This is a genomic window from Curtobacterium sp. MCBD17_030, from assembly GCF_003224255.1.
In the GTDB taxonomy this organism is placed as follows: domain Bacteria; phylum Actinomycetota; class Actinomycetes; order Actinomycetales; family Microbacteriaceae; genus Curtobacterium.
On the sequence record NZ_QKLI01000001.1, the window covers coordinates 430,946 to 454,290 of the forward strand.

Consider the following 23,345-nt stretch of genomic DNA (forward strand, 5'->3'; position numbering starts at 1 on the left):
CCCGACGGCGCCGCGACCCGTCCTGCAGCAGCAGGACGTCAGCCGAGGAGCTCGCGGAGTTCCGCGTCGAGCCGGCCGGTCAGGTACCGGACACCGGCGGTGTTCGGGTGCAGCGCTCCGGGCTCGAGGTCGATGCTGCTGAACCCGCCGAACGAGTCGAGCGAGACCCCCGACACGTACGCGCCGGATCGGGCGCAGGCCGAGTGGGCCTGGGTCGTGTCGAAGACGTCGACGAAGCGGACCCCGGCGGCGCGGGCGGCGGACTGCCCGACCTCGTCGAGCTGCTCCTGGATCCCGTGCAGCCACCGGACGTCGGTGTCGGTGAAGGGGTACGTGTCCGAAGGGAACCGACCGGCGAGGGTGCCGAGGTCGACGGCAGGCCGGAAGCACCCGCGTTCCGGGGTGTGATCGGCATCCGGGAAGATCGCCGGGTACCCGACCAGGAGGACCGTGGCGTTCGGAGCCGCCCGACGGATGTCCGCCAGCGTCTCCGCGATGCCCAGGGCGACGCGGCTCTCGATCTTCGCCCGGAGGGTGTCGACCCCGTCGACGTCGAGCGTGCTCCGGCACGACGGCGCGTTCTTGCCGGAGAAGACCGGCCCGGAGGCCGACAGCGCCATGCACGATGCAGCGGTGCCGAACAGGTCGGCGTCGTTGCCACCGATGGTCAGGGTGACGAGCCGGGTGGAATCGGACAGGGCCTCGATCTGCGGCGGTGCGCCACGCCACTGCGTGCGCTCCCGGACGTCCTCGCTGGTCGCTCCCGCGCACGTGACATCCGTCAGGGCGAGCCCGAACCGTGCTGCGATGCGGTGCGGGTAGTCCCGGCCGGACTGCGCGCAGGCACCGACCGGCAGACCCGTCGGGTTCGCCAGCCCGTACCCGGCCGAGTACGAGTCGCCGAGTGCGACGTACTCGCTGCCCGGCGGCAGGTCCGTCAGTGTCTCGGGCGGGTCCTCGGTCGCCGGGAAGGGCTGCGGGACCGGCCACTGCGGCGCGGCGACCGCGGCCTGCGGGACGAGCGCAGACCCCGGCCCACCCACCAGGGCCACACCCGTGAGCACGACGGACACCACGAGCGTGTGCACCACACGGGTGGCGCGCTCGCGGGCACGGGACGGACGGCGCAGGGTGGGCTCCGGGAGGTTCGGGTCAGGGTCGAGCGGACCAGGCTAGCCGGTCACGCTCGACCCTCCCTGGAACGACGCCGGTCCGGTGGACAGGACTCAGCGCCGCCCGAGACGACGCTCGCCGCCGACGCCGACCTGGTAGTCGAGGCCGTAGTGCTGGAAGAGCTCCGGCTCGGTCGCCGCGTCGAGCTCGCCGTCGGTCGCGATCGAGGGCGCGTCCTTCACGGTCTTCTTGTCGAACGTCACGAGCAGGTGCTTCGGCGCGACGGTGGCGCCGACGAGCGGCACGAACACGAGCTTCTTGCCCACGACGCCCGTGGTCACCGCCCCGAAGGCCGGCTGCTGCGTCGCGGTGTCGTAGTAGATGCTCTCGAGGTTGCCGATCTTGTCCTCTTGGGCGTCGACGACCGGCAGGCCGATCCAGTCCCGGATGTTGGCTGCTTCGAACACGGCGGCTCCCTTCGACGGCCGGACCGTCCGTGCCGTCGGATCGACGCTACCGATCGGCGCTGGGTGCGGTGACGGCGGGCGTCACGCGCAGTCCGTCGACCGCAGCGAGGACGTCGTCCGCGCTGACGGCGAGGATGGCCGGGTCCGGGTCCTCGGCGAAGACGTCGCCGCGGCGGACGGACGCGTCGGTGAGCACCACGTGCGGGCCCGAGGAGGGCGGCCCCCAGGCCTCGGGTGGCGCCGGGCCGAAGAGCACGACCGAGGGGATCCGGTAGGCGGAGGCCAGGTGCGCCGCTCCCGTGTCGACGGTGACCAGGAGGCTCGCGGCGGCCACGACGGCGGCGAACGGCTGCAGGTCCAGACGTCCGGCGAGGACCGCCGAGTCGTCGAGCCCGGCCAGCTCGGCGACGGCCAGCGCGCGCTCGACGTCGTCCGCGCCTCCCGTCAGGACCACGTGGTGCCCGCGGGCGACGAGTCCGCGGACCACGTCGGCGAACCGGTCGACTGGCCAGTGTCGGGCGCCGTGGAAGGCGCCGACGTGCACGACCGCGGCACCACGCACGACAGCGGGGACGGCCGGGACCGCGATCGACACGTCGTCCGGGTCGGCGGGCATGCCGTGGGCGGTCATGAGACCCGCCCACCGGACGCGTTCGTGGACGTCGTGCCGCCACTCCGGACCGTCGGGGGCGCCGTGGCCGATCACGCGACGCGCCTGCAGCGCGTCGATGAGGTCGCCCGACTCAGGTCCGGCACCGTGCAGGTTCACGGCGACGTCGACGACGCCGGTCGGCACGTGGATCGGGTGGTCCAGGCCGTGCTGGGCGAGGTGGACGTCGACGTCGGTGACGAGCTCGACGACCGGGGCGAGCCAGGCGGTCGTGGCGAGGGTGATGCGGTGCCCCGGGAAGGCCCGGCGGAGGGCGTGCAGCGCGGGCACGGCGACGAGCAGGTCGCCGAGCTTGATCGCCCGGAGCACGACGAGCTCGGGGCGGCCGTCGGACGGGGGCAGGGTGGGTACGGCGGTCACGTGGACCGACGCTACCGGGACGAGACCGTCCCGTCCGCGGGAGGCAGCACCCTGTCCACCGCGCGCCACGGCTCGCCACGGTTCCGGCACCGGTTGGGCACGAGCGCCGCCGTGCCGGTAGAGAAGGGGTGTGGCTCTCTCCGACCGTCCGCTCCGCGGCGTGCTCTTCGACCGCGACGACACCCTGGTGGTGGACGTTCCCTACAACGCCGATCCGGAACGGGTCGTGCCCGTGGCGGGTGCGGCCGACGCGGTCGCCGCGGCCCGCGCCGCCGGCCTCGCCGTCGGTGTCGTCACCAACCAGTCCGCGATCGCGAAGGGCCTGGCGACCCGGGACCAGGTCGACGCGACGAACGCCCGCGTCGACGAACTCGTCGGGCCCTTCGACGTGTGGGAGGTCTGCCCGCACGACCGCGGCGATGACTGCGCCTGCCGGAAGCCGCGACCGGGCATGGTGCTCGCCGCGGCGGACCGGCTCGGGCTCGACGCCGCCGACCTGGTCGTGATCGGGGACATCGGTGCCGACGTCGGTGCTGCCGTGGCTGCGGGTGCCCAGGGGATCCTCGTGCCGACCGACCGCACCATGCCCGCCGAGGTCGAGGCCGCCACCACCGTCGCCGGCTCGATCGAGGAGGCCGTGGCCCTGGTGCTCGCACGGGCCGCGGGAGGGGCCTCGTGAGCGGGCCGAGCGGTCGCCGTGTGCTCGTCGCGCGGCTCGACTCGTTCGGGGACGTGCTGGTCGCCGGCCCCGCCGTCCGAGCCGTCGCCGCCGGGGCGGACCACGTCACGCTGCTGTGTGGTCCGCAGGGCTCCCCCGCCGGCGCACTGCTGCCCGGCGTCGACTCGCTCCGGGTCTGGGCGGCGCCCTGGGTCACCGAGACCGTCCGGCCGCTCGACGACGCCGTCCTCGCCGAGTTCCGCGCGCTCGTCGCCGAGGAGCGACCCGACGAGGCGGTCGTCCTGACGTCCTTCCACCAGTCGCCGCTGCCGCTCGCGATGCTCCTGCGGCTCGCCGGGGTCCGCCGGGTGTCCGGTGCCTCGGTCGACCACCCCGGCTCGCTGCTCGACGTCCGACTGCGGCCCGGTGAGGACCTGCCCGAGGACGTCCCCGAACCCGAACGGGCGCTGCGCATCGTGGCGGCCGCGGGCTTCGTGCTCCCCGACGGCGACGACGGTCGGCTCCGGGTGCGGCACGACGACGACGCGGTGTTGCCCGACGAGGTGGCGGCACTCGACCGGTACGTCGTCGTGCACCCCGGCGCCAGTGTGGAGGCCCGCTCCTGGCCGCCCTCCGCCCACCGCGAGCTCGTGGCCGCCTACGACCGACTCGGTGTCCCCGTCGTGGTGACCGGTTCGCCCGGCGAGAAGGACCTCACCGCGGAGGTGGCCGGCACCACCGGCATCGACCTCGGCGGTCGCACCACCCCCGCGGTGCTCGCCACGGTCCTGGCCGGGGCCGAGGTCGTCGTCGTCGGCAACACCGGCCCGGCGCACCTCGCCGCTGCCGTCGGTGCCCGGATCGTCTCGCTGTTCTCGCCCGTCGTGCCGGCCGTGAAGTGGGCGCCGTACGCCGAACACGTGGAACTGCTCGGCGACCAGGACGCGCCCTGCCGGCTCTCACGGGCCCGCGAGTGCCCCGTCCCGGGACACCCATGCCTGGCCCGAGTCACCGTCGACGACGTGCTCGCGGCCCACGAACGGCTCGTCGGATGCGCTCTGCGGACGAACGACGACTCCCTGCGAGCAGCACCAGAGACCCGTGCGTAGCGTGCGGCACTGCTTCTCCTTCTGCTCCTCCTCCTCCTGATCGACAGCGACCGAAAGGCAGTGCATGCGGATCCTCGTGTGGCACGTGCACGGCGGCTGGATGGACGCCTTCGTCCGCGGCCCGCACGAGTACCTCATCCCCACGACCCCCGCCCGTGACGGCTGGGGCCTCGGTCGCGGTGGCCGGAGCTGGGGCACGAACGCCGTCGAGATCGCGCCCGAGGACGTCGCCGACGCCGAGGTCGACCTGGTCGTCCTGCAGCGACCGGAGGAGCTCGAGGTCGCCCGCGACCTGCTCGGCGGGCGCGACGTGCCCGTCGTCTTCGTGGAGCACAACGCCCCGCGTGTCGACGTGCCGAACAGCCTGCACCCGTTCCGGGACCGCGACGACGTGACCATCGCGCACGTCACGCACTGGAACGCCCTGATGTGGGACTGCGGCTCGACCCGCACCACCGTCGTCGAGCACGGCGTCGTCGACCCCGGTCCGCTGTACACCGGTGAGCTCGAGCGGTTCGGCGCCGTCATCAACGAACCCGTCCGACGCAACCGCGTCGTGGGCACCGACCTGCTCCCCCGCTTCGGCGCGGTGGCACCGGTCGACGTGTTCGGGATGGGCACCGAGAAGCTCGACGACCTCGGCCACGGTGACCTGCTCGTCGGGATGGGCGACGTCAAGCCCGACCCGATGCACGCGGCCCTCGCCCGTCGCCGGGCCTACGTCCACGCCAACCGGTGGACTTCGCTCGGGCTCTCGCTCATCGAGTCGATGCACATGGCGATGCCGGTGCTGGTCCTCGCCACCACCGACGCCGCACGAACCGTGCCCGCCGAGGCCGGCGCGATCGGGACGGACGTCGAGGAGCTGGTGCGGGTCTCCCGGACGCTGGTCGACGACCCGGACGAGGCTCGCCGACGCGGCCTCGTCGCCCGGGAGGCCGTGCTCGCGCGCCACGCGCTGCCCCGGTTCCTGGCGGACTGGGACGAGCTGCTGGACGACGTGCGGTCACGACACCGGTCCCGGACCGGAGCCACGACCGTCGGTGCGGGGGCTGCGGCACCGCAGGGAAGGAGCATCTGATGAAGATCGCCATGGTCTCGGAACACGCGAGTCCGCTCGCGACCCTCGGCGGGGTGGACGCCGGTGGACAGAACGTCCACGTCGCCGCGCTCTCCGCTGCACTGGCCGACCGAGGCCACACCGTGACCGTCTACACGCGGCGCGACGACGCGTCGCTGCCGGTGCGCGTGCCGCTCCGACCGGGCGTCGACGTCGTCCACGTCGACGCGGGACCGGCCCGGCACGTCCCGAAGGACGACCTGCTCCCCTACATGGGCACGTTCGCGCAGGTCCTGGCGTCGGAGTGGTTCGTCGACCGGCCCGACGTCGTGCACGGCCACTTCTGGATGTCCGGCCAGGCGACCATCGACGCCGTGGGCCAGGTGCAGGTGCGCACCGGAGGCACGCGGATCCCCGTCGTGCAGACCTTCCACGCCCTCGGCGTCGTCAAGCGTCGACACCAGGGTGCCGCGGACACCAGCCCCGTCGAACGCGAGTGGCTCGAGCCCGCCGTCGGCCGGAGCGCCGACCAGGTCGTCGCCACGTGCTCCGACGAGGCGTTCGAGCTGAAGAGCCTCGGCGTGCCGCTGCGGTCCATCTCCGTCGTCCCGTGTGGCGTCGACGTCGAGCTGTTCCGACCGGACGGCCCCGTCGAGGAACGTGGGCGCACCTTCCGGGTGCTCACCGCCTCCCGCCTCGTGCAGCGGAAGGGCGTCGGCACCACGATCGCGGCCGTCGCCCAGCTCGTCGCGGCCGGTCGAGACGTCGAACTCGTCATCGTCGGCGGTGCCGGCACGGCCGGTGCCGACCTGCCGGACGACCCCGAGTACCAGCGCCTCGACGCGCTGGCCCGCGACCTCGGCATCCGCGACCACGTCTCGTTCCGCGGGCAGCTCGCCCAGGAGGCGATGGGCTCGGTGTACCGCAGCGCCGACGTCGTCGTCTGCGCGCCCTGGTACGAGCCGTTCGGCATCGTCCCGCTCGAGGCGATGGCCTGCGGCGTGCCGGTGGTCGCCTCCCGCGTCGGTGGGCTCATCGACACGGTCGTCGAGGACGCCACCGGGCTGCACGTCGAACCCCGTGACGAGGACGGCCTCGCCGCAGCCCTCGGCGGCCTGCTCGATGACCCCGAGCGCCGTGCCGCCTACGGCCGCGCCGGTCGCCGCCGCGCCGAGTCCCGGTACACGTGGCAGAAGGTCGCCACCGACACCGAGCGCGTCTACGAACGGCTCGTCGCCGGCGGTCGGGTCCGTCCCGTCCGTCCGGTCGGCGGCATCGGCACCGCACCCACCACCCGCATCCCGGACGCCGTCCGACCCGCCGAGGACGCGCTGGCCGAGGCCGCGCTCCCCATCACCGAGAGGAACGCCCGATGACCATCGAGCAGACCGGGATCGGCACGACCGAGACCCCAACCGTCGACGCCCCGCCCAGCGACGCCTCGACCAGCACCCGCGCGGTGCTCGAGCACATCGCGGCGTCCGTGCCCGTCATCGCGTCCCTCGTCGACCACAGCGACCACATCGCCGCTTGGGCGGACGACATCGCCGCCCGTCTGGTGGCCGGGCGTCGCCTGCTCGCCGCGGGCAACGGCGGTTCGGCGGCCGAAGCGCAGCACCTGACCTCCGAGCTCACCGGCCGCTTCGACGGTGACCGACCCGCGTACTCGGCGATCTCGCTGCACGCCGAGACCTCCGCCGTCACCGCGATCGGGAACGACTACGGCTTCGAGCAGGTCTTCGCCCGTCAGGTCCGCGCACACGCCCGCGCCGGTGACGTCGTCGTCCTCCTCAGCACCAGCGGCAAGAGCCCGAACCTGCTCGCCGCCGCGGCAGCCGCCCGGGACGCCGGAGCGCGGTCGATCGCGATGACCGGTGCGCTGCCGAACCCGCTCGCCAGCGCAGTGGACGACGTCATCGCCATCGACGGCCCGTCCGCCAACGTGCAGGAGGCGCAGCTCGTCCTCGTGCACGCCCTCTGCCGGGCCATGGAGCCCGCGCTCCGCCGAGGAGGCACCCGATGACCGACCGTCGACTCCGCATCGTCGTCGTCGGCGACACGCTGCTCGACGTCGACGTCAGCGGCACCAGCGATCGTCTCAGCCCGGACGCGCCGGTCCCCGTCGTCGACGTCCGCTCGGACCAGCGCCGCGCCGGTGGTGCCGGTCTCGTCGCGACCATGCTCGCGAAGGACGGTCACGACGTCTCGCTGGTCACCGTGCTCGGTGACGACGCCCACGCGGACCAGCTCCGGTCGTTGCTCCCCGGCGTCCGCATCGTCGACGGCCCCTCCGGCGCGCCGACCCCGGTGAAGACCCGGGTCCGCGTCGGCGAGCACGCCCTGGTCCGGATCGACGAGGGCTGCGACACCCCGCCGGTCCCCGCCGTGACGCCCGCCATGCGCGACGCCCTCGACGGCGCCGACGCGGTCATCGTCGCCGACTACGGACGCGGGCTCACCGAGGCGGCCGAGATGCGTGCCGCGCTCGCTGCGGTCGTCGGGCACACGCCCGTCGTCTGGGACCCGCACCCGAAGGGCGCCACCCCCGTCGCCGGCACCACCGTCGTCACGCCGAACGCCAGCGAGGCGCACCGGTTCACCGGCATCGTCGGCAGCGGGGTCGCCTTCGCGACGGACGCCGCCGCGGACCTCGTCGCCCGTTGGGACGTCCGCGCCGTCGCCGTCACGATGGGCGACCGCGGGGCACTGGTCGGCAGCCGCACGCCCCGCGGCGCCGACTCCCGGTTCGTCCCCGCTCCGTCCGTCACGGCCGGCGACCCCTGCGGTGCCGGCGACCGGCTCGCTGCCGGGGTCGCCGTCGCCCTCGCCGACGGAGCGGAGATCGCCGACGCCGTCACGGCCGGGGTCGAGGCCGCGTCCGCGTACCTCGCCGCCGGTGGCGTCGCCTCGCTCGTCGAGGGCGCGCCACCGGCACCGATCGCCGTGCCCGGTGCGGACCGGGACGCACTGCGTGTCGTCCACGAGGTCCGTGCCTCCGGCGGCGTCGTCGTCGCGACCGGCGGCTGCTTCGACCTGCTGCACGCTGGACACGCGCGCACCCTGTCGGCAGCGCGGGCACTCGGCGACTGCCTGGTCGTGTGCCTGAACTCGGACGATTCGGTCCGGGGGCTCAAGGGCCCGGACCGGCCGATCATGGGCCAGGACGACCGAGTCGAACTCCTCCTCGCACTGGACTGCGTCGACGCCGTCGTCGTGTTCGACGAGTCCACCCCCGACGAGGCGCTCCGTCGCTTCCGCCCGGACGTCTGGGCGAAGGGCGGCGACTACACCGCGGACGAACTGCCCGAGTCCGTGACCCTCGCCGAGTGGGGTGGACGGGTCGTCACCGTGCCGTTCCACCCAGGCCGCTCCACCACCCGGCTCGCCGCCGCGATCGAACGTGTCGGCTGAGCCCCACCGCTCTCCATCTGCCCCACCACAGCAAAGGACATCCATGCCCGTCCCCACCACCCCCATCGGCCGCGTCCTCGTCACGGGCGGCGCCTCCGGACTCGGCGCAGCCGTCGTGGCCGCCGTCACCGAGGCCGGCGGCACCCCGATCGTCCTCGACCTGCGCATCGACGCCGTCCCCGAGGGCGTCGACGCCGTCGCCGTGGACGTCTCGGACACCGACGCCGTCGAACGTGCTGTCACCGAAGCGGTCGAGCGCCACGGTGGCCTGGACGCCGTCGTGACCGCGGCGGGGATCGACACACCCGCTCCGATCGACGCCATCTCGTCGGGCAACTGGGAGAAGATCGTCGGCGTCAACCTGATCGGCACCGCGTCGACCGTGCGCGCCGCACTGCCTGCGCTCGAGGCGACGCACGGCCGGGTCGTCACTATCTCGTCGTCGCTCGCCCTGCGCGGCGTCGGCCACGGCACCGCCTACTCGGCGTCGAAGTTCGGCGTCCGCGGGTTCTCGCAGGCCCTCGCCGCGGAGACCGCCGGCCGCGTCGGCGTCACCAACGTGATCCCCGCCGGCATGCGCACCAACTTCTTCGCGGACCGGACCGAGCAGTACAAGCCGGGTCCGGACGCACAGCTCATCGAACCGGAGTACGTCGCGAACTCGATCATCTTCGCCCTCTCGCAGCCGGCCGGGTGCGAGATCCGCGAGCTGTCGATCATGCCGGCGACTGAGCCCAGCTGGCCCTGAGCCGTGCACACGACCGGCGCATGCGCCTGACGGACGGGAGGCCCGGTACCAGCTGGTACCGGGCCTCCCGTCCGTCTGCGGTCGCGCCGTGCCGCCGCCCGCCAGCCCGCCGCCGAGGTCGCACGAGCTGCTGCCCGGACGGCCTACCGGCAGCCGATCGTGCACCCTCGGCGAGGGGCGCGCGGCACGTCGTGCGACCTCGGGAGGCCCACACCGGCCCCGACGGACCGGCCCACCGCCGTCAGTTGGTGGCGAGCAGGTCCTCGACGTCCGCCAGGACCCGGTCCGGGGTGATCTCGTCGACGAACGACGGGTCGTGCTCGCACCGCTCGGCGCTCCACCCCACCTGCGTGACGTCGACGTCGCACACCGGGCACCGGGTGACGAAGCTCATCAGGACCCGGTGCCGTCCGCGGTCGAGCGGCCCGGCGTTGATGACGTTGCCGAACCAGAAGACGCCGACGGTCGGGGTGCCGACCGCGACGGCGAGGTGCCGCGGACCGGAGTCGTCGCCGACCATGACGTCGGCGGCACCGAGCACGGCGGGCAGTTCCGGCAGCGGCAGGGTGCCGGTGAGGTCGTGCAGGCGGGCGGCAGCCTCGGGCCCGACCGCCTCGGACACCGACGCCCGAATGGTGGTCGCGGCCGGCCGGTCCGAGTCGTCCCCGACGAGGACGACGTCGTCGCCGGCCTCGAGTCGGGCGACCGCGACGGCAGCGAACCGCTCCGGGCTCCAGCGCCGGCGGGGGTCGGTGGCACCGGGGTGCATCGCGACGAGTCGGCCGGTGACGCCGAGGCGCTGCCGGACCGCGGCCCGCTCGTCGTCCGTCACGGAGAGGCGCGGGTCGAGCGTGACGGGTTCGGCACCGGCGAGCCCGACGACCTCGAGCGCGCGGAGCACCTCGTGCTGGTAGTAGACGTAGCGGACCCAGCGCTCCGTGGGGGTGGCGTCCTCGGTGGCGGTGCCGATCGAGTGCGCGGCGCCCAGGCGGAGCAGGAACGGGTTCGAGTTCCGGCCACCGCCGTGCAGCTGCACCGCCAGGTCGAACCGGCCGTGCAGGCGGGCGAAGAAGTCCTCTGTGTCCGGGGCGTCGTCGCCGCCGTCCCGGACGCCCGGCGACACGGGCAACTCCTCGACGGCGTGCACGACGTCGGAACGGCCGGCGAGCAGCACCCGGGCCATCGGGGTGCCGAGCAGGGTGATACGCGCCTCCGGGTACGCGGCGGCCAGGGCCTCGATCGCCGGCATGGCGAACATGAGGTCGCCGAGTCCCCCGCCCCGGAGCACCGCGATCTCGCGGACCCCCTCGAAGCGATCGCCGCCACGTCCGATCTGCACCACGCCTGTCGTCCTCCTCGTCGTCCGACGCTGCCCGGTGTCCCGTCGCGCGTCCCTTCGTTCCTACCGACCGGAGCCGGTGCAGGTGCCGAGACCGCGGACCAGCTGCGTCCCGTGGACACCACGGCGCGACCCGTGGGCGCGTCCAGCAGGAGGAGTGCAGCGTGGGGAACCCCGGTGTACGTGACCGGACCACCACGAGAAGGACGCACATGACGCTCGATGCCCCCACCACCACCGCTCCGTCGTCGGACGACTCGTCCGCGGACACGATCACGGTGCTCGATCCCGTGACCGGCGAGGTGGCCTCGGAGACCCGCCGGAGCACGGCGGACGAGGTGCGGGACGCGGTCGCGCGTGCGCGGGCAGCGGCGACCGGATGGGCCCGGACGGCTCCCGGTGAGCGTGGGGCGCTCCTCCGGGCAGCGGCCGAACGGCTCCGTGACCACGCCGACGAGCTCGCCGCGATGAACACCCGCGAGACCGGCAAGGTCCCGGGCGACGCCCTCGGCGGAGTCGAGGCCGGCATCAACACGCTCATCCAGTACGCCGAGCTCGGCCCCCTGCACCGCGGCGAAGCCCTGCGCGGCAACCACGGTGCCGCCGACTTCGCCGTCCCGCACCCCCGGGGCGTCGTCCTCGCCCTGACCCCGTGGAACGACCCGGTGGCCGTCGCGTGCGGGATCCTCGGCGCCGCGATCGCCGCCGGCAACACCGTCGTCCACAAGGGCAGCGAGCGGAGCCCGGGCACCATTTCACTGCTCAACCGCCTGCTCGCCGCCGAGCTTCCCGACGGCGTGCTCATCGGCGTCGACGGTGACGCCACGACCGGTGAGCAGCTCCTGGCCGAGGACGGCATCGCCGTCTACGCCCACGTCGGTTCGACGGCGACAGGCGACCGTCTGGCCGAGGCCGCGCTCCGCACCCGCGCGCACGTCATCCGCGAGAACGGCGGCAACGACGCCGCCGTCGTGGACGCCGACATCGACCCCGTCTGGGCAGCCGACCAGGTCGCCCTCGGGGCCTTCGCGAACACCGGGCAGATCTGCACGAGCGTCGAGCGCGTCTACGTGCACCGCGACATCGCCGAGGAGTTCACCGCTGCCCTGGTACGTGCTGCCGAGCGCAAGACCGCGGCCGCGGCGGCGGACTTCGGCCCCCTGGTGGACGAGCGCCTCCGTGCGACCGTCCAGCAGCACGTCGACCAGGCCGTCGCCGCCGGCGCGCAGGTCCTGACCGGCGGGGCGGTCCCCGCGGGCACGGGCACCTTCTACCCGGCGACGGTGCTCACCGGCTGCACCGACGACATGCTCGTCCTCACCGAGGAGACGTTCGGCCCGATCGCCCCGATCCGCGTCGTCGAGGACATGGCCGAGGGGCTGCGCCTCGCCGCGGAGGACCGCTACGGCCTGGCCGCGACCGTCCTGACCGCCGACACCGCGACCGCGCTGCAGGCCGCGGCCGAACTGCCGGTCGGCACCGTGAAGGTCAACGCCGTGTTCGGCGGCGCACCCGGCGGCAGCGCGGAGCCGCGCGGCGCGTCGGGCTCCGGTTTCGGCTACGGCCCGCACCTGCTCGACGAGATGACGACGACCACGGTCGTGCACCTCGAGGCCGCCCCGCGACGCACGACGAGCTCGGCCGCCGCGAGCACCGGCACCGGCACGGCCGTCGACCCGTCCACCGCCGGCAGCCACGGCACCGACACCGCGACGGCCGAGGACGTCCGATGACCGCCGACGTCCGCATGGTCCGCCGCGTCGTCGACACGATCGCCGCGCGCCAGCCGGTCGTCGTGGTCGTCGGGGACGTCATCCTGGACCGCTGGACGGTCGGCGCAGCCGAGCGGGTCTCCCGCGAAGCCCCGGCCCCCGTGGTCCGCGTCACCGAGACGATCGCCGTCCCGGGAGGCGCGGCGAACACCGCGGTCAACGCCCGGGCCCTGGGTGCCGACGTCCGGATGGTCGCCCTGATCGGCGACGACGAGACCGGCCGGGTCCTGCGGGACCGCCTGGAGGCCGCCGGCGTCGACACCCGCTGGCTGGTCGCGGTGCCGGGCGCGACGACGACGAGCAAGGACCGGATCGTCGGTGGGGACCGTGTGGTCGTCCGGGTCGACGACCTGGCCGGGCCGCCGAGTGCGGCGGACACGGCCCTGCTCGCCGAGGCGACGGCAGCGGCGGTACAGGGACGCATCCCGGGCACCCCCGACACCATCGCCGGAGTCGACGGAGCCGCCGCCGCGGACGCCGTCGTGGTCTGCGACTACGACCTCGGCGTCGACGCCGCCGCGATCGTCCCCGTCCTCGAGCGGGACCGACCGACCACCGTGGTCGTCGACGCGCACGACCTCGGGCGCTGGCGTGCCCTGCAGCCGGACCTCGTCACGCCGAACGCCGGCGAGGCCGCCGCACTGCTCGGCCGCGACCTCGGCCAGGGTGCCGGACGTGCCGAGACCGTCGTCGCCGCTCGGGAAGAGGTCCTCACGGTCACCGGTGCGCGGAACGCCGTCGTGACGCTGGACCGCAACGGCACGGTCCTGCTCGAGGACACCACGGCCCCGGCCACCGACGTGCACCGCACCCGCGCGACCCCGGCTTCCGAGCAGCAGGCCTCCGGTGCCGGCGACACGTTCTGCGCCGCGGCCTCGGTCGCCCTCGCGGTCGGCACCCCCGTGCGCGAGGCCGTCTCGTTCGCTCAGGCAGCAGCCGACGTGGTCGTGCGCGAAGCCGGCACCTCCGTGTGCACCGCCGAGGCCCTGGTGGCGTCGGTGTCGGCTCCCGCCGAGACCGTCGTCGACCACGACCAGCTCGCCGACGCGGTCGAGGAGGCCCGGCGCGCCGGTCGTCGCATCGTCTTCACGAACGGGTGCTTCGACGTCGTCCACCGTGGGCACACGACGTACCTGCGGCAGGCGAGCGAGCTCGGCGACCTGCTCGTGGTGGCGCTGAACGACGACGACTCGGTCCGTCGCCTGAAGGGACCGGAGCGTCCGATCAACACGGCTGAGGACCGTGCCGGTGTGCTCGCCGCCCTGGCCTGCGTCGACCTGGTGACGGTGTTCGCGACCGACACCCCGATCCCGCTCATCGAGCGGATCCGCCCCGACGTCTACGTCAAGGGCGGTGACTACTCCCCCGAGATGCTCAGCGAGACCGAGGTGGTCCGCGCGCACGGTGGCGAGGTCGTCATGGTCGACTACGTCGCCGAGCACTCCACGAGCGCGGTCGTCCGCCGGATCCGCGAGACCGCGGCCGGCACCGGCACCGGCGCCGGAGCGGCGACGGGAGACCCGACCGCCGTGTCGGGGGACGCATGACGCGCGGCGCACGGTGGTCCGGCGAGTGGGGTCGACCGACCGCGGACCCGGCGGTGGAGAGCGCCCCCGTCGACGTCGACGTCCTCGTCCCGACGGTCGGGCGCACCGCCGAACTCGCCGTGACCCTGGCCGGCCTGGCCGCCCAGACCGACGTCGCCTTCCGCCTCGTGCTCAGCGACCAGTCCGCGACGGGCGACGCCGTCGCACAGCCGGCGGTCGCCGCGATGCTCCGCGTCCTGGAGGCCCAGGGCCGGCCCGTCACGCTGCTCACCCACCCGGAGCGGCGCGGCCTCGCTGAGCACCGGCACTTCCTGCTCGCCAACGCCACCGCGGACGCCGTCCTGTTCCTCGACGACGACGTCTGGCTGGAACCCGGGTCCGTGCACCGGATGCTCGACGCCCTGCGCTCGCTCGGCACCGGCTTCGTCGGGAGCGCCGTCCAGGGCCTGTCGTACCTCGAGGACCGCCGCCCGCACGAGACCGCTCCGTTCGCGGTCTGGGACGGCCCCGTCGTTCCCGAGGTGGTGCGTCGCGGGACGCCCGGCTTCGACCGCTGGTCCCTGCACAACGCCGCGAACCTGGCCCACGTCGCTGCCGAGCTCGACGTCGAGCCGGGCGGCTGGCTGCCCTACCGGGTCGCGTGGGTCGGCGCCTGTGCGCTGTACGACCGGGCAGCGCTCGAGGCGGTCGGCGGCTTCGGGTTCTGGGAGACCCTGCCGATCGGGCACGCGGGCGAGGACGTGGTCGCGCAATGGCGGGTGATGGAGCGCTTCGGCGGCGCCGGCATCGTGCCGTCCGGGGCCGTGCACCTCGAGGCGCCGACGACGGTGACGGACCGCTCCGTCGACGCTCCCGACGTCGTGTTCGCCGACGAGTTCCCGCACGAGCAGGTCCAGCAACGACCCTGACGGCGTCTGCGCGGCCCCGACGGCGTCCCTTCCGGTCAGGCGGGGTCCGCCGCCGTGTCGCCGTCGAGCAACCTCCGGACCGCCACGCCGAGCTCCGCCATCAGGAACTGCCACATCCACTGCAGTGCCACCGCGTTCGTGAGTCCCGGCGCGTTCTGCGCGAGCTGCGTGGCGACGCCGTCGCTGTAGGCGGCGAGCTTCAGGGCGACGACCGACGCGTCGATCGGCTCAGCCCCGGGTCCGGTCGTGCCGGAGCGGAACGTGCCGTCCGCCACCCCGCGGCGGATGATGCGCACGAGACACGACTCCCAGACGCGGATGCGCTGGGCGTACTCCTCGGCGACCTCGGGTCGGCGTGCCACCGCCGTCCAGTAGTCCGACCAGATCCGCCAGTGCTGCCGGACCTCCTCGCTGTCGTCGAACAGCGGCGCGACGAGCATCCGGAGGGCCGTGACCACGTCCGCCTCGGCGTCGGCAGCCGCGACGATCACGCCGTAGAACCGCTCCGTCTCGAGCACGACGACCTCGTTGAGGATCTCCGCGACGCTACCGAAGTGGTAAGTCACCGTCCCGACCGACACGTCGGCCTCGGCAGCGATGTCCCGGAGACCGGTCGCGCCCAGGCCCTTCCGGACGATGACGGTCCGCGCGGCCGCGACGATCATCGCCCGCCGCACCTCCGGACGCTGCCGGGGCTTCGTCGTACCGCCTCCGCTCACGCGGACGTCCTCGGCACGTCGTCGCGGAAGGTGTGTTCGGCAACGAGCTCCTCAGGTGCGTCTCGGTCGCCGTCGCGGGCCCAGGCGCGGACGGTGTTCACGACGTGGAACGCGTCGGCCGACGCCGTGACGCTCGAGGTCGTCTCGAGCCGGGCGGCCCACGACGCCTGCTCGAGGCCGATCGACCAGCGGGACCGGGCGCTGGCCGAGGTCGGGTCGTCGGTCCGGATGCGGTAGGTCTCCCGCGCGTCCTCGCGGAACACGAGACCGTCCGGGTAGACGCGTCCACCGCCGTACCCGGGGTCGACGTCGAGCGCCCACTCCCCGGTCTCCACGTCGTGCGTGACGGTCCGCTGCGGGAGCGGCTCCGACGGTGCGACCCGGGCGATCGCGAGCGGCGTGGAGCGCTGGGGTGCCTCGAAGCCGACCCCGTCATCGTCACTGCGGGTCCAGACCGGCAGCGTGACCGTGCTCGCGGCGGGGTCGAGGACCACCGTCGCCGTCGTGCCGTGCGGCCACACCCACGGCCAGTAGGAGGTCGACACGGCGAGCCGCAGGCGGTGTCCGGCGACGAACCGGTGGCCGGTGGACACGAGCCGGACCGGCAGCGTCGCCGGCGTGCCCGGGACGAGCGGATCGGACCGGTCCATGCCGTCCCGCCGCGCCGCGTTGAGCACCCCGCGGGTGACGAGGGTCGAACTGCCGTCCGGTGCGACGTCGCAGAGCCGGACGGTGACCGTCGCGCGCGCCTGGTCGCTGACGACGGACAGGTCGACCAGGACGTTGCCGAGCAGGTCGAACGACTCCTCGACGGGCAGGTCGAAGCACACCGAACGTCCGTCCTCGGCACGCTGGTCCGGCGGCAGGTCCGTCGCGTTCCCGAAGGGGAAGAACCGCCCGGCGTCGACCCCGGTCTCCTGTGGGGAGGCGACGACGACGACGCCGTCGGCTCCGCCGCGGCACCGGTCGAGCGGCAGCACGCGCGGGTCGGTGTCCGGGGAGGGCCACGACGTCGCGCCGACCCAGCGCCCGGTCCGCGCGGCGTAGTACGTCGCCGGCGGCTCGGGGTCGTTGATCCACGCGCGGAGGGCCGGCTCGCGCTCGACGCCGGTGTCGACCCCGCGCAGCCACCGATCCCACCACCGGAGCGACTCCTGCAGGAACCCGATCGACGGCCCGGGTGCGAGCCCGCGGTCCGGGTACTGGTGCGACCACGGCCCGACGATGCCCTTCACGGGGGCGCCGACGTGCTCCACCAGCCGGAGCACGGCGTCCCGGTACGGGTCTGCCCAGCCGCCGACGGCGAGCACCGCGGCGCTGATCGAGCCGTACTCCTCGGCCGCGCTGCCGTGCCGCCAGTAGTCGTCACGCTCCTGGTGGGCCAGCCACACCGGGGTCATCGGTCGGTTCGACGCCAGGCGCTGCCGCCACTGCTCCACCCAGGACCCGCCGACCACCTCGGGCCGCGGCGGCCGGGAGTTGAACGCGAACATCGTCGCCCCCCACGCGGCCATGTCGATGCCGAGCACGGCCCCGCCGACGTAGTGCACGTCGTTGTCGTACCGGTCGTCCGTCGAGCACACCGTGACGATCGCCTTGAGGGCCGCCGGGGCACGGGCCGCGAGCTGCAGCGCGTTGAACCCGCCCCACGAGATGCCGAACATGCCGACGGCCCCGGTCGACCACTCCTGCGCGGCCAGCCAGGCGATCACGGCCTCGCCGTCACGGAGTTCCTGCTCGCTGTACTCGTCGTCGAAGAACCCGTCGGAGGAGCCGGTCCCGCGGATGTCGACACGGACCGAGGCGTACCCGTGCGCGGCGAACCAGGGGTGCCGCTCGGAGTCCCGCGGCGCCGTCCAGTCGTCGAGCCGGTACGGCAGGTACTCGAGCAGCACCGGGACGGGGGCGTCCGGGCCGGCGGCGGCAGGAGCCCAGATGCGGGTGTGCAACCGCACGCCGTCCGGCATCGGGATCCACTCGTCGCGGACCTCGACGCCGTCGGGCAGTCCGACCGGCACCCCGATCGCCGTGAACGTGCCGTCGGTCATGCGTCCTCCCAGTTCCGGATCCGGTGCCCGTCCCCGTGGTCGGTCCAGCCGTCGGCGTGCACCCAGTGCTGCACCCCGTCGTCGACGTCCGGCAGGTCGGTGACACCGGGTTCGAGCGTCGCGGCGAGCAGGGTCCGCGTGTACGGGTGGTTCGGGCCGGTGAAGACCCGCTCGGTCGGTCCGATCTCGACGATCCGTCCGCCGGTCATCACGGCGACGCGGTCGGCGACGCCGCGGACCACGGCGAGGTCGTGGCTGATGAACAGGCAGCTCAGACCGTTCTCGCGCTGCAGGTCGGCCAGGAGCGCGAGGATGCCGGCCTGTACCTGCACGTCGAGCGCGGTGGTGATCTCGTCGGCGATCACGAGTCGGGGACCCGCGGCCAGCGCCCTGGCGATGCCGACACGCTGCCGCTGGCCGCCCGAGAGCTGCGCCGGCAGGCGGCCCGCGAACTCCGGACCGAGTCCGACCTGGGTCAGCAGGTCGGCCACCCGGGCGCGGGAGGACGACCCGGTGAACAGCCGGAGCGGGCGGGCGATCGCCGCGCCGACCGTCCGTCGGGGGTTGAGCGAGGTGTCGGCGTTCTGGAACACGAGCTGCACGGCGCGGCGCAGTTCCGGGGACCGAGCCGCGACGGGCTCGCGCAGGTCCCCGGTCGCGGTCCCGTCGGCGTAGGTGAAGGTGCCGGACTCGGCCGGCACCAGACCCGCCATCGCCGTCGCGAGCGTGGACTTGCCGCTGCCCGACTCGCCGACGACGGCGAGCGTCTCGTGGGCGCCGATCTCGAAGGACACCCCGTCGACCGCGGCCGGCAGGCCGCGTCCGTACCGGACGACCAGGTCGCGCGCGGTCACGACGGGCCGGCCGGGAGGCTCGGTGCGCGCAGGCGCGGCGGTGACCGTCTCCGGGACGGTGGCCGGGCGGTCGTGGTGATCCGGGCCTCCCCCCACCGGCTCGGTCGACCCGCCGCTGGCGCGCCGGTCCGGAACCGGCGGCGTGGGCCCAGAGCGGGCCCCACCGTCGGGGACCGCTGCCAACAGGGCGCGCGTGTACTCGTGGCGCGGGTCGGCGAAGAGCGCCGCGGTGTCGCGGTGCTCGACGACCTCGCCGTCACGCATCACGGCGATCTCGTCGGCCATCGCCGAGACCACGCCGAGGTCGTGGCTGACGAGCAGGACGGCCATGCCGAGCTCGCGGCCGAGGTCGGCGACGAGGTCCAGGACGGCCGCCTGCGTGACGACGTCGAGCGCGGTCGTCGGTTCGTCGAGCACGAGCACGCGGGGGCGGGCGGCGACGGCCATGGCGATCGCGACGCGCTGCTGCTGGCCGCCGGAGAGCTGGTGCGGGTAGCGCCGGACGATCGTGTCCGGGTCGGGCAGCCGGACGAGCCGGACGAGTTCGGCGAGGCGCTCCGGGGAGTCCGGCTCACCGTGGGCGCGGAGGGCCTCGCGGATCTGTGCGCCGACGCGCATCGACGGCGTCAGGGCCTGGCCGGCGTTCTGGGCGACGACCGAGGCCGTCCCGCCACGGAGCGCCCGGGTGGCGGACGGCGACAGGGCGAAGACGTCCTGCCCGGCGACGACGACGGAGCCCCGCACGATGCGGGACCCGGTGCGCAGGTGTGCGAGGAGGGTCCGGGCGACCGTGGACTTGCCGCTGCCGGACTCGCCGACCAGGCCGAGGGTCCGGCCGGCTGCGATGGTGAAGGAGACGCCGCGGACGACGGGGACCTCGGTGCGTCCCGCTGCGTACGAGATCGCGAGGTCCTCGACCCGCACGGCGGGGGCGGTGCCGGTCGGGTTGCCGGTGGTAGGGGTGCCGGCGGTCGGGGTGGTCGGGCTCATGCGCGGGTCGCTCCCTGCGTTGCACGGTCGACGCCGAGCGACTTGCTCAGGCCGTCCGCGGCGAGGTTCAGGCCGATCACCAGCGTCGCCAACGCCACGATGGGCGCCAGCGTGCCGAGCGGCACGACGGTCAGTGCGGTGCGGTTCTCCTGCACCATGAGGCCCCAGTCCGGCGTCGGCGGGTTCGCGCCGAACCCGAGGAAGGACAGCGACGCCACCAGGAGCACGATCCACGACGCCCGCATCGCGTACTCGACGAGCACGACGTCGAGCACGTTCGGCAGGATCTCGCGGAACACGATCGACAGCGGCGTCTCGCCGCGGGCGCGGGCCGCGGTGACGTAGTCCTGCGTGATCACGGTGCGGGCGGCACCGCGGACGACCCGGGTGACGGCTGGCGCGTACACGACGGTGACGGCGAGGACGATGACCCACAGTCCGGCGTCGAAGACGGTCACCACGACGAGCAGGGCCAGGATCGACGGCACGCTCAGCAGCGCGTCGACGACCCGCATCACGACCTCGTCGAACCAGTTGTCGGCGTACGCGGTCACTGCGCCGAGCACGGTCCCGACCGCGACGGCGATGGTCGTCGCCAGGAAGGTCACGAGCAGTGCGTACCGGCCCCCGTTCAGCGTGCGGGACAGGATGTCCCGGCCGTACTGGTCGGTGCCGAGCCAGTGGGTCCACTCGGGGCCGGCGAGCACGTTCGCGGAGTCCGTGGCGACGGGGTCGTGCACGCCGATCACGGGGGCGAGGAGGGCGAGCACGAGGTGGAGCGCGATGAGCCCGAGGCCGACGGCGAGGGCGGTCGAACTGCGGAGCGGCGCGACGGCGGCGCCGATGACGCTCCGGGAGCGCGGGGCGACGGCGGTCATGCGGAGACCTTCCCTTCGGGTGCGTCGACGGCTGCCGACGGCTGGACGGGTGCGCGTCGTCGTGCCGGTGGTCGGACGCGGGTCCGGCGCTGCCGGGTGCGCAGCCGTGGGTCGAGCGCGAGCGCCACCAGGTCCGCGGCGAGGTTGCAGACGACGTAGACCACGGCGCTGAGGAGCGCGATCGCCTCGATCGTCGGCAGGTCCCGGTTGAAGACGGACTCGAGCATGAGCTTGCCCATCCCCGGGTAGTTGAAGACGTTCTCCACGACCACCACGCCGCCGAGCAGCCACGCGACGTTGAGCGCGACGACGGTGAGCGTCGGGAGCAGCGCGCTCGGCACGGCGTGCTTCCACACCACCCGGCGCATGGTCAGGCCCTTGAGCTCAGCGGTCGTCACGAACTCGGACGCCATCACGTCGATGGTCGAGGACCGGGCGGTGCGCACGATGTAGGCCGCCATCGCCAGGGTGAGCACGATGATCGGCAGCCAGATCGTCGGCAGCAGCTCCCCCACGGTGGCGTCGCTGCCGCGCAGGACCACGGCCGGGAACAGCGGGATGCCGATCGCGAACAACAGCACGAGCACCGTCGCGACCATGAACTCGGGGACGCTCATCACGACCAGGCTGACGATCGAGACGACCCGGTCGGTCGGACGCCCGCGGCGCACGCCGGCGAGGACCCCGAGCGTGAGCGAGACCGTCACGCCGACGAGCATCGCGGGCACTGCGATGAGCATGCTGTTGCGGAACGCGGTGAAGAGCGTCGGTCCGACGGGCTCCCCGCCGACGAGGGAGGTGCCGAAGTCACCGTGCACCGCACCGACGAGCCACTGGCCGTAGCGGAGCCACACGTTCTGGTCGAGCCCGAGCGTCTGGCGGAGCTGCTTGACGGCCTCAGGGGTGGCGTTCTGCCCGAGGAGCTGCTGGGCCACGTCGCCGGGCAGGGCCTGCACGGCGAGGAACACGAACAGGGACGCCAGGACCACCGTCAGCAGGGCGATGCCGATACGCCGGAGCACGGGGAGGAGGACGTTCATCGGGCCAGTCCGATCTTCAGGTAGTCGAACTCGAAGCCGAACTCCGCGTAGTTGACGACGTCCCGGGACAGCCCGACCAGGCGGTCGCCGAACATCGGGGTCATGTCCGCCCCGTCCCGGACGACGAGCCGCTGCGCGTCCTGGTAGAGCGTCAGCCGCTTGGCGTCGTCCATCTCGGCACGGGCGTCGTCGAGCAGGGCGTCGAACGTCGGGTTCGACCACGCGCTCTCGTTGTACGACGAGCCGGAGCGGAAGATCTGGTTGAGCAGCTGGTCGATCGGCCGCCCGGTGAAGAAGTAGCTCACCATGAGGGGCTTCTGCATCCAGATCTGCGTGTAGTAGGAGTCCGCCGACGCGTTCTTGACGGTCAGGTCGATGCCGGCGGCCTTGACCTGGTCGCGGTAGGCGACGGCCAGGGGCGTGAAGACCGACTCGTAGGCCGACGTGTGGATGGCAGCCTGGAACCGCTCGTGGCCGGCCCGCTTGAGCAGGCTCCTGGCCTTGTCCGGGTCGACCTCGCGCGGTTCGTCGAGGAACGCGGCAAGCTGCGGCGGGACCGGGTTGTCCCAGCCGGGCGCCCCCGTGCCCTGGACGGCGGTGTCGACGATCTTCCTCGGGTCGTACGCCAGCTTCATGGCCTGTCGCACCAGCGGGTCGGAGAACTCGTCGCTCGTCGCGAGCATCGGCATCGTGTACCACTGCGCGTTCACGACCCGGGCGACGGTGGCACGCTGGGATGCGGCGACGACCCGGGCGGTCGCGAAGTCGAGGTTCGTCTGCGAGATCAGGTCGATCTGGCCCGCGAGCAGGGCGTTCACCCGCGCGGTGGTGTCCTGGATCGAGAAGAAGTCGATGCCGTCGAGGGCCGGGCGGCCGGCGAAGTGGTCGTCGAAAGCCTCGATGCTGCCGGCACCCGCCGGTGTGAAGGACGAGAGCTGGAATGGTCCCGTGCCGATGCCGGTGCGACCGATCGTCTCGATGGCCGCCGCCGGCACGATGTAGCACTGGTACGCCGTCAGGAGCGACGGGAACTCGGCGTTCGGTTTCGTCAGTTCGAAGCGCAGCGTGTACGGGTCGACCGCACGCATGGACTTCGAGTCCATCACCTCGCCGAGCACCCCGGCCTGCGGTGACGCGGTCGTCTCGTCGAGGATGTGGAGGATGCTCGCGATGGCGTCGTCCGCGGTGAAGCGGGAGCCGTCGTGGAACCGGACCCCGCGGCGCAGGTGGAACGTCCAGACGGTGCCGTCGGCGTTGCCCGACCACTCGTGGGCCAGGTCGGGGACGGTCTGGCCGGACTCGTCGAGCTTGACCAGGCGGTTGTAGAGCGCGCCGAGGTACTCGTAGGCGGAGAGGGAGCTCGCGGAGTCGAGGGTCTCGGCAGCCGAAGCGGCAGGCCGCGCGATGCGCAGGCGGCCGCCGCGACGGGTGACGCCGGTCGCCGCCTGCTCCGGGATGGTGGTGGCACCCGCGCCGGAACTGCACCCGGTGAGCGTGAGCAGGCCGAGGCCGGCGAGCCCTGCGGCGCCGGCGAGGACGGTCCGTCGGCTGGGCCCCTGGTGAGCGGCCTCGGGGCGGCCGCGGTCTGATCGGACGATGGTCTGCATTCGGGGTGACCCCTCCTGTAATCGTTCCGGTGAACGATAGGGGGCAT

20 protein-coding genes are annotated in these 23,345 nt (G+C 73.7%); 10 read left to right on the forward strand and 10 right to left on the reverse strand.

Translation table 11 applies throughout. The features are described 5' to 3' along the window. Positions 1-38: 38 nt before the first annotated feature. From DEI89_RS01975 to DEI89_RS01985, 3 genes are all read right to left on the reverse strand, one after another. Positions 39-1,073, reverse strand: a complete 1,035-nt coding sequence (locus DEI89_RS01975; RefSeq protein WP_181421456.1) for an SGNH/GDSL hydrolase family protein — start codon at positions 1,071-1,073, stop codon at positions 39-41. A gap of 153 nt (positions 1,074-1,226) precedes the next feature. Beyond that, on the reverse strand, positions 1,227-1,580 hold the full coding sequence (locus DEI89_RS01980; RefSeq protein WP_110902330.1) for a PRC-barrel domain-containing protein: 354 nt from the start codon (positions 1,578-1,580) through the stop codon (positions 1,227-1,229). Between the two features lie 46 nt (positions 1,581-1,626). Continuing rightward, complete coding sequence (locus DEI89_RS01985; protein ID WP_110902508.1) at positions 1,627-2,610, reverse strand: glycosyltransferase family 9 protein; 984 nt, start codon at positions 2,608-2,610, stop codon at positions 1,627-1,629. 130 nt (positions 2,611-2,740) lie between these two features. On the opposite strand from DEI89_RS01985, the gene DEI89_RS01990 reads away from it, so the two are divergent. The 7 genes from DEI89_RS01990 to DEI89_RS02020 all read left to right on the forward strand — a co-directional run bounded on the left by DEI89_RS01990 (position 2,741) and on the right by DEI89_RS02020 (position 9,596). Further along, entirely contained in the window at positions 2,741-3,289 is a 549-nt protein-coding gene (locus DEI89_RS01990; RefSeq protein WP_110902331.1) for an HAD-IIIA family hydrolase, read from the forward strand. After that, positions 3,286-4,377 carry a glycosyltransferase family 9 protein gene (locus tag DEI89_RS01995; RefSeq protein ID WP_110902332.1) on the forward strand — a complete coding sequence of 364 codons (1,092 nt, stop codon included), beginning with the start codon at positions 3,286-3,288 and terminating at the stop codon, positions 4,375-4,377. The genes DEI89_RS01990 and DEI89_RS01995 overlap by 4 nt, the downstream gene beginning before the upstream one ends. A 64-nt stretch (positions 4,378-4,441) precedes the next feature. After that, a complete protein-coding gene (locus DEI89_RS02000; protein ID WP_258366059.1) occupies positions 4,442-5,458 on the forward strand; it encodes a glycosyltransferase family 1 protein in 1,017 nt (338 codons plus the stop codon). After that, the gene (locus DEI89_RS02005) at positions 5,458-6,813 is read left to right on the forward strand and encodes a glycosyltransferase (protein WP_110902333.1); all 1,356 of its coding nucleotides are present in this window, start codon (positions 5,458-5,460) and stop codon (positions 6,811-6,813) included. The genes DEI89_RS02000 and DEI89_RS02005 overlap by 1 nt, the downstream gene beginning before the upstream one ends. Beyond that, positions 6,810-7,460, forward strand: a complete 651-nt coding sequence (locus DEI89_RS02010) for an SIS domain-containing protein (RefSeq protein ID WP_110902334.1) — start codon at positions 6,810-6,812, stop codon at positions 7,458-7,460. The genes DEI89_RS02005 and DEI89_RS02010 overlap by 4 nt, the downstream gene beginning before the upstream one ends. Beyond that, positions 7,457-8,848, forward strand: coding sequence for a PfkB family carbohydrate kinase (locus DEI89_RS02015; RefSeq protein ID WP_110902335.1), 1,392 nt, complete (start codon positions 7,457-7,459; stop codon positions 8,846-8,848). The genes DEI89_RS02010 and DEI89_RS02015 overlap by 4 nt, the downstream gene beginning before the upstream one ends. Positions 8,849-8,891: 43 nt before the next feature. Then, positions 8,892-9,596 (forward strand): SDR family oxidoreductase, encoded by a 705-nt coding sequence (locus DEI89_RS02020; protein WP_110902336.1) that lies wholly within the window; start codon positions 8,892-8,894, stop codon positions 9,594-9,596. Positions 9,597-9,837: 241 nt separating this feature from the next. On the opposite strand, the gene DEI89_RS02025 is transcribed toward DEI89_RS02020, so the two are convergent. Continuing rightward, complete coding sequence (locus tag DEI89_RS02025) at positions 9,838-10,938, reverse strand: glycosyltransferase family 9 protein (RefSeq protein WP_110902337.1); 1,101 nt, start codon at positions 10,936-10,938, stop codon at positions 9,838-9,840. Positions 10,939-11,147: 209 nt separating this feature from the next. On the opposite strand from DEI89_RS02025, the gene DEI89_RS02030 reads away from it, so the two are divergent. The 3 genes from DEI89_RS02030 to DEI89_RS02040 are packed head-to-tail and all read left to right on the forward strand — an operon-like array spanning position 11,148 to position 15,162. Then, entirely contained in the window at positions 11,148-12,668 is a 1,521-nt protein-coding gene (locus DEI89_RS02030) for an aldehyde dehydrogenase (RefSeq protein ID WP_110902338.1), read from the forward strand. After that, complete coding sequence (rfaE2, locus tag DEI89_RS02035; RefSeq protein WP_110902339.1) at positions 12,665-14,254, forward strand: D-glycero-beta-D-manno-heptose 1-phosphate adenylyltransferase; 1,590 nt, start codon at positions 12,665-12,667, stop codon at positions 14,252-14,254. The genes DEI89_RS02030 and rfaE2 overlap by 4 nt, the downstream gene beginning before the upstream one ends. Then, positions 14,251-15,162 carry a glycosyltransferase gene (locus DEI89_RS02040; RefSeq protein WP_110902340.1) on the forward strand — a complete coding sequence of 304 codons (912 nt, stop codon included), beginning with the start codon at positions 14,251-14,253 and terminating at the stop codon, positions 15,160-15,162. The genes rfaE2 and DEI89_RS02040 overlap by 4 nt, the downstream gene beginning before the upstream one ends. A gap of 35 nt (positions 15,163-15,197) precedes the next feature. Here DEI89_RS02040 and DEI89_RS02045 read toward each other — a convergent pair whose 3' ends face one another. The 6 genes from DEI89_RS02045 to DEI89_RS02070 are packed head-to-tail and all read right to left on the reverse strand — an operon-like array spanning position 15,198 to position 23,298. Then, positions 15,198-15,881 (reverse strand): TetR/AcrR family transcriptional regulator, encoded by a 684-nt coding sequence (locus DEI89_RS02045; RefSeq protein ID WP_258368629.1) that lies wholly within the window; start codon positions 15,879-15,881, stop codon positions 15,198-15,200. Beyond that, the gene (locus tag DEI89_RS02050) at positions 15,878-17,929 is read right to left on the reverse strand and encodes a CocE/NonD family hydrolase (RefSeq protein ID WP_110902342.1); all 2,052 of its coding nucleotides are present in this window, start codon (positions 17,927-17,929) and stop codon (positions 15,878-15,880) included. Before DEI89_RS02050 ends, DEI89_RS02045 begins: the two co-directional genes overlap by 4 nt. Continuing rightward, complete coding sequence (locus tag DEI89_RS02055; protein ID WP_110902343.1) at positions 17,926-19,773, reverse strand: ABC transporter ATP-binding protein; 1,848 nt, start codon at positions 19,771-19,773, stop codon at positions 17,926-17,928. Before DEI89_RS02055 ends, DEI89_RS02050 begins: the two co-directional genes overlap by 4 nt. Further along, positions 19,770-20,651 (reverse strand): ABC transporter permease, encoded by an 882-nt coding sequence (locus DEI89_RS02060; RefSeq protein ID WP_110902344.1) that lies wholly within the window; start codon positions 20,649-20,651, stop codon positions 19,770-19,772. The genes DEI89_RS02055 and DEI89_RS02060 overlap by 4 nt, the downstream gene beginning before the upstream one ends. Then, positions 20,648-21,691 (reverse strand): ABC transporter permease, encoded by a 1,044-nt coding sequence (locus DEI89_RS02065; RefSeq protein WP_110902345.1) that lies wholly within the window; start codon positions 21,689-21,691, stop codon positions 20,648-20,650. Before DEI89_RS02065 ends, DEI89_RS02060 begins: the two co-directional genes overlap by 4 nt. Continuing rightward, entirely contained in the window at positions 21,688-23,298 is a 1,611-nt protein-coding gene (locus tag DEI89_RS02070) for an ABC transporter substrate-binding protein (RefSeq protein ID WP_110902346.1), read from the reverse strand. Before DEI89_RS02070 ends, DEI89_RS02065 begins: the two co-directional genes overlap by 4 nt. Between the last annotated feature and the right edge of the window lie 47 nt (positions 23,299-23,345).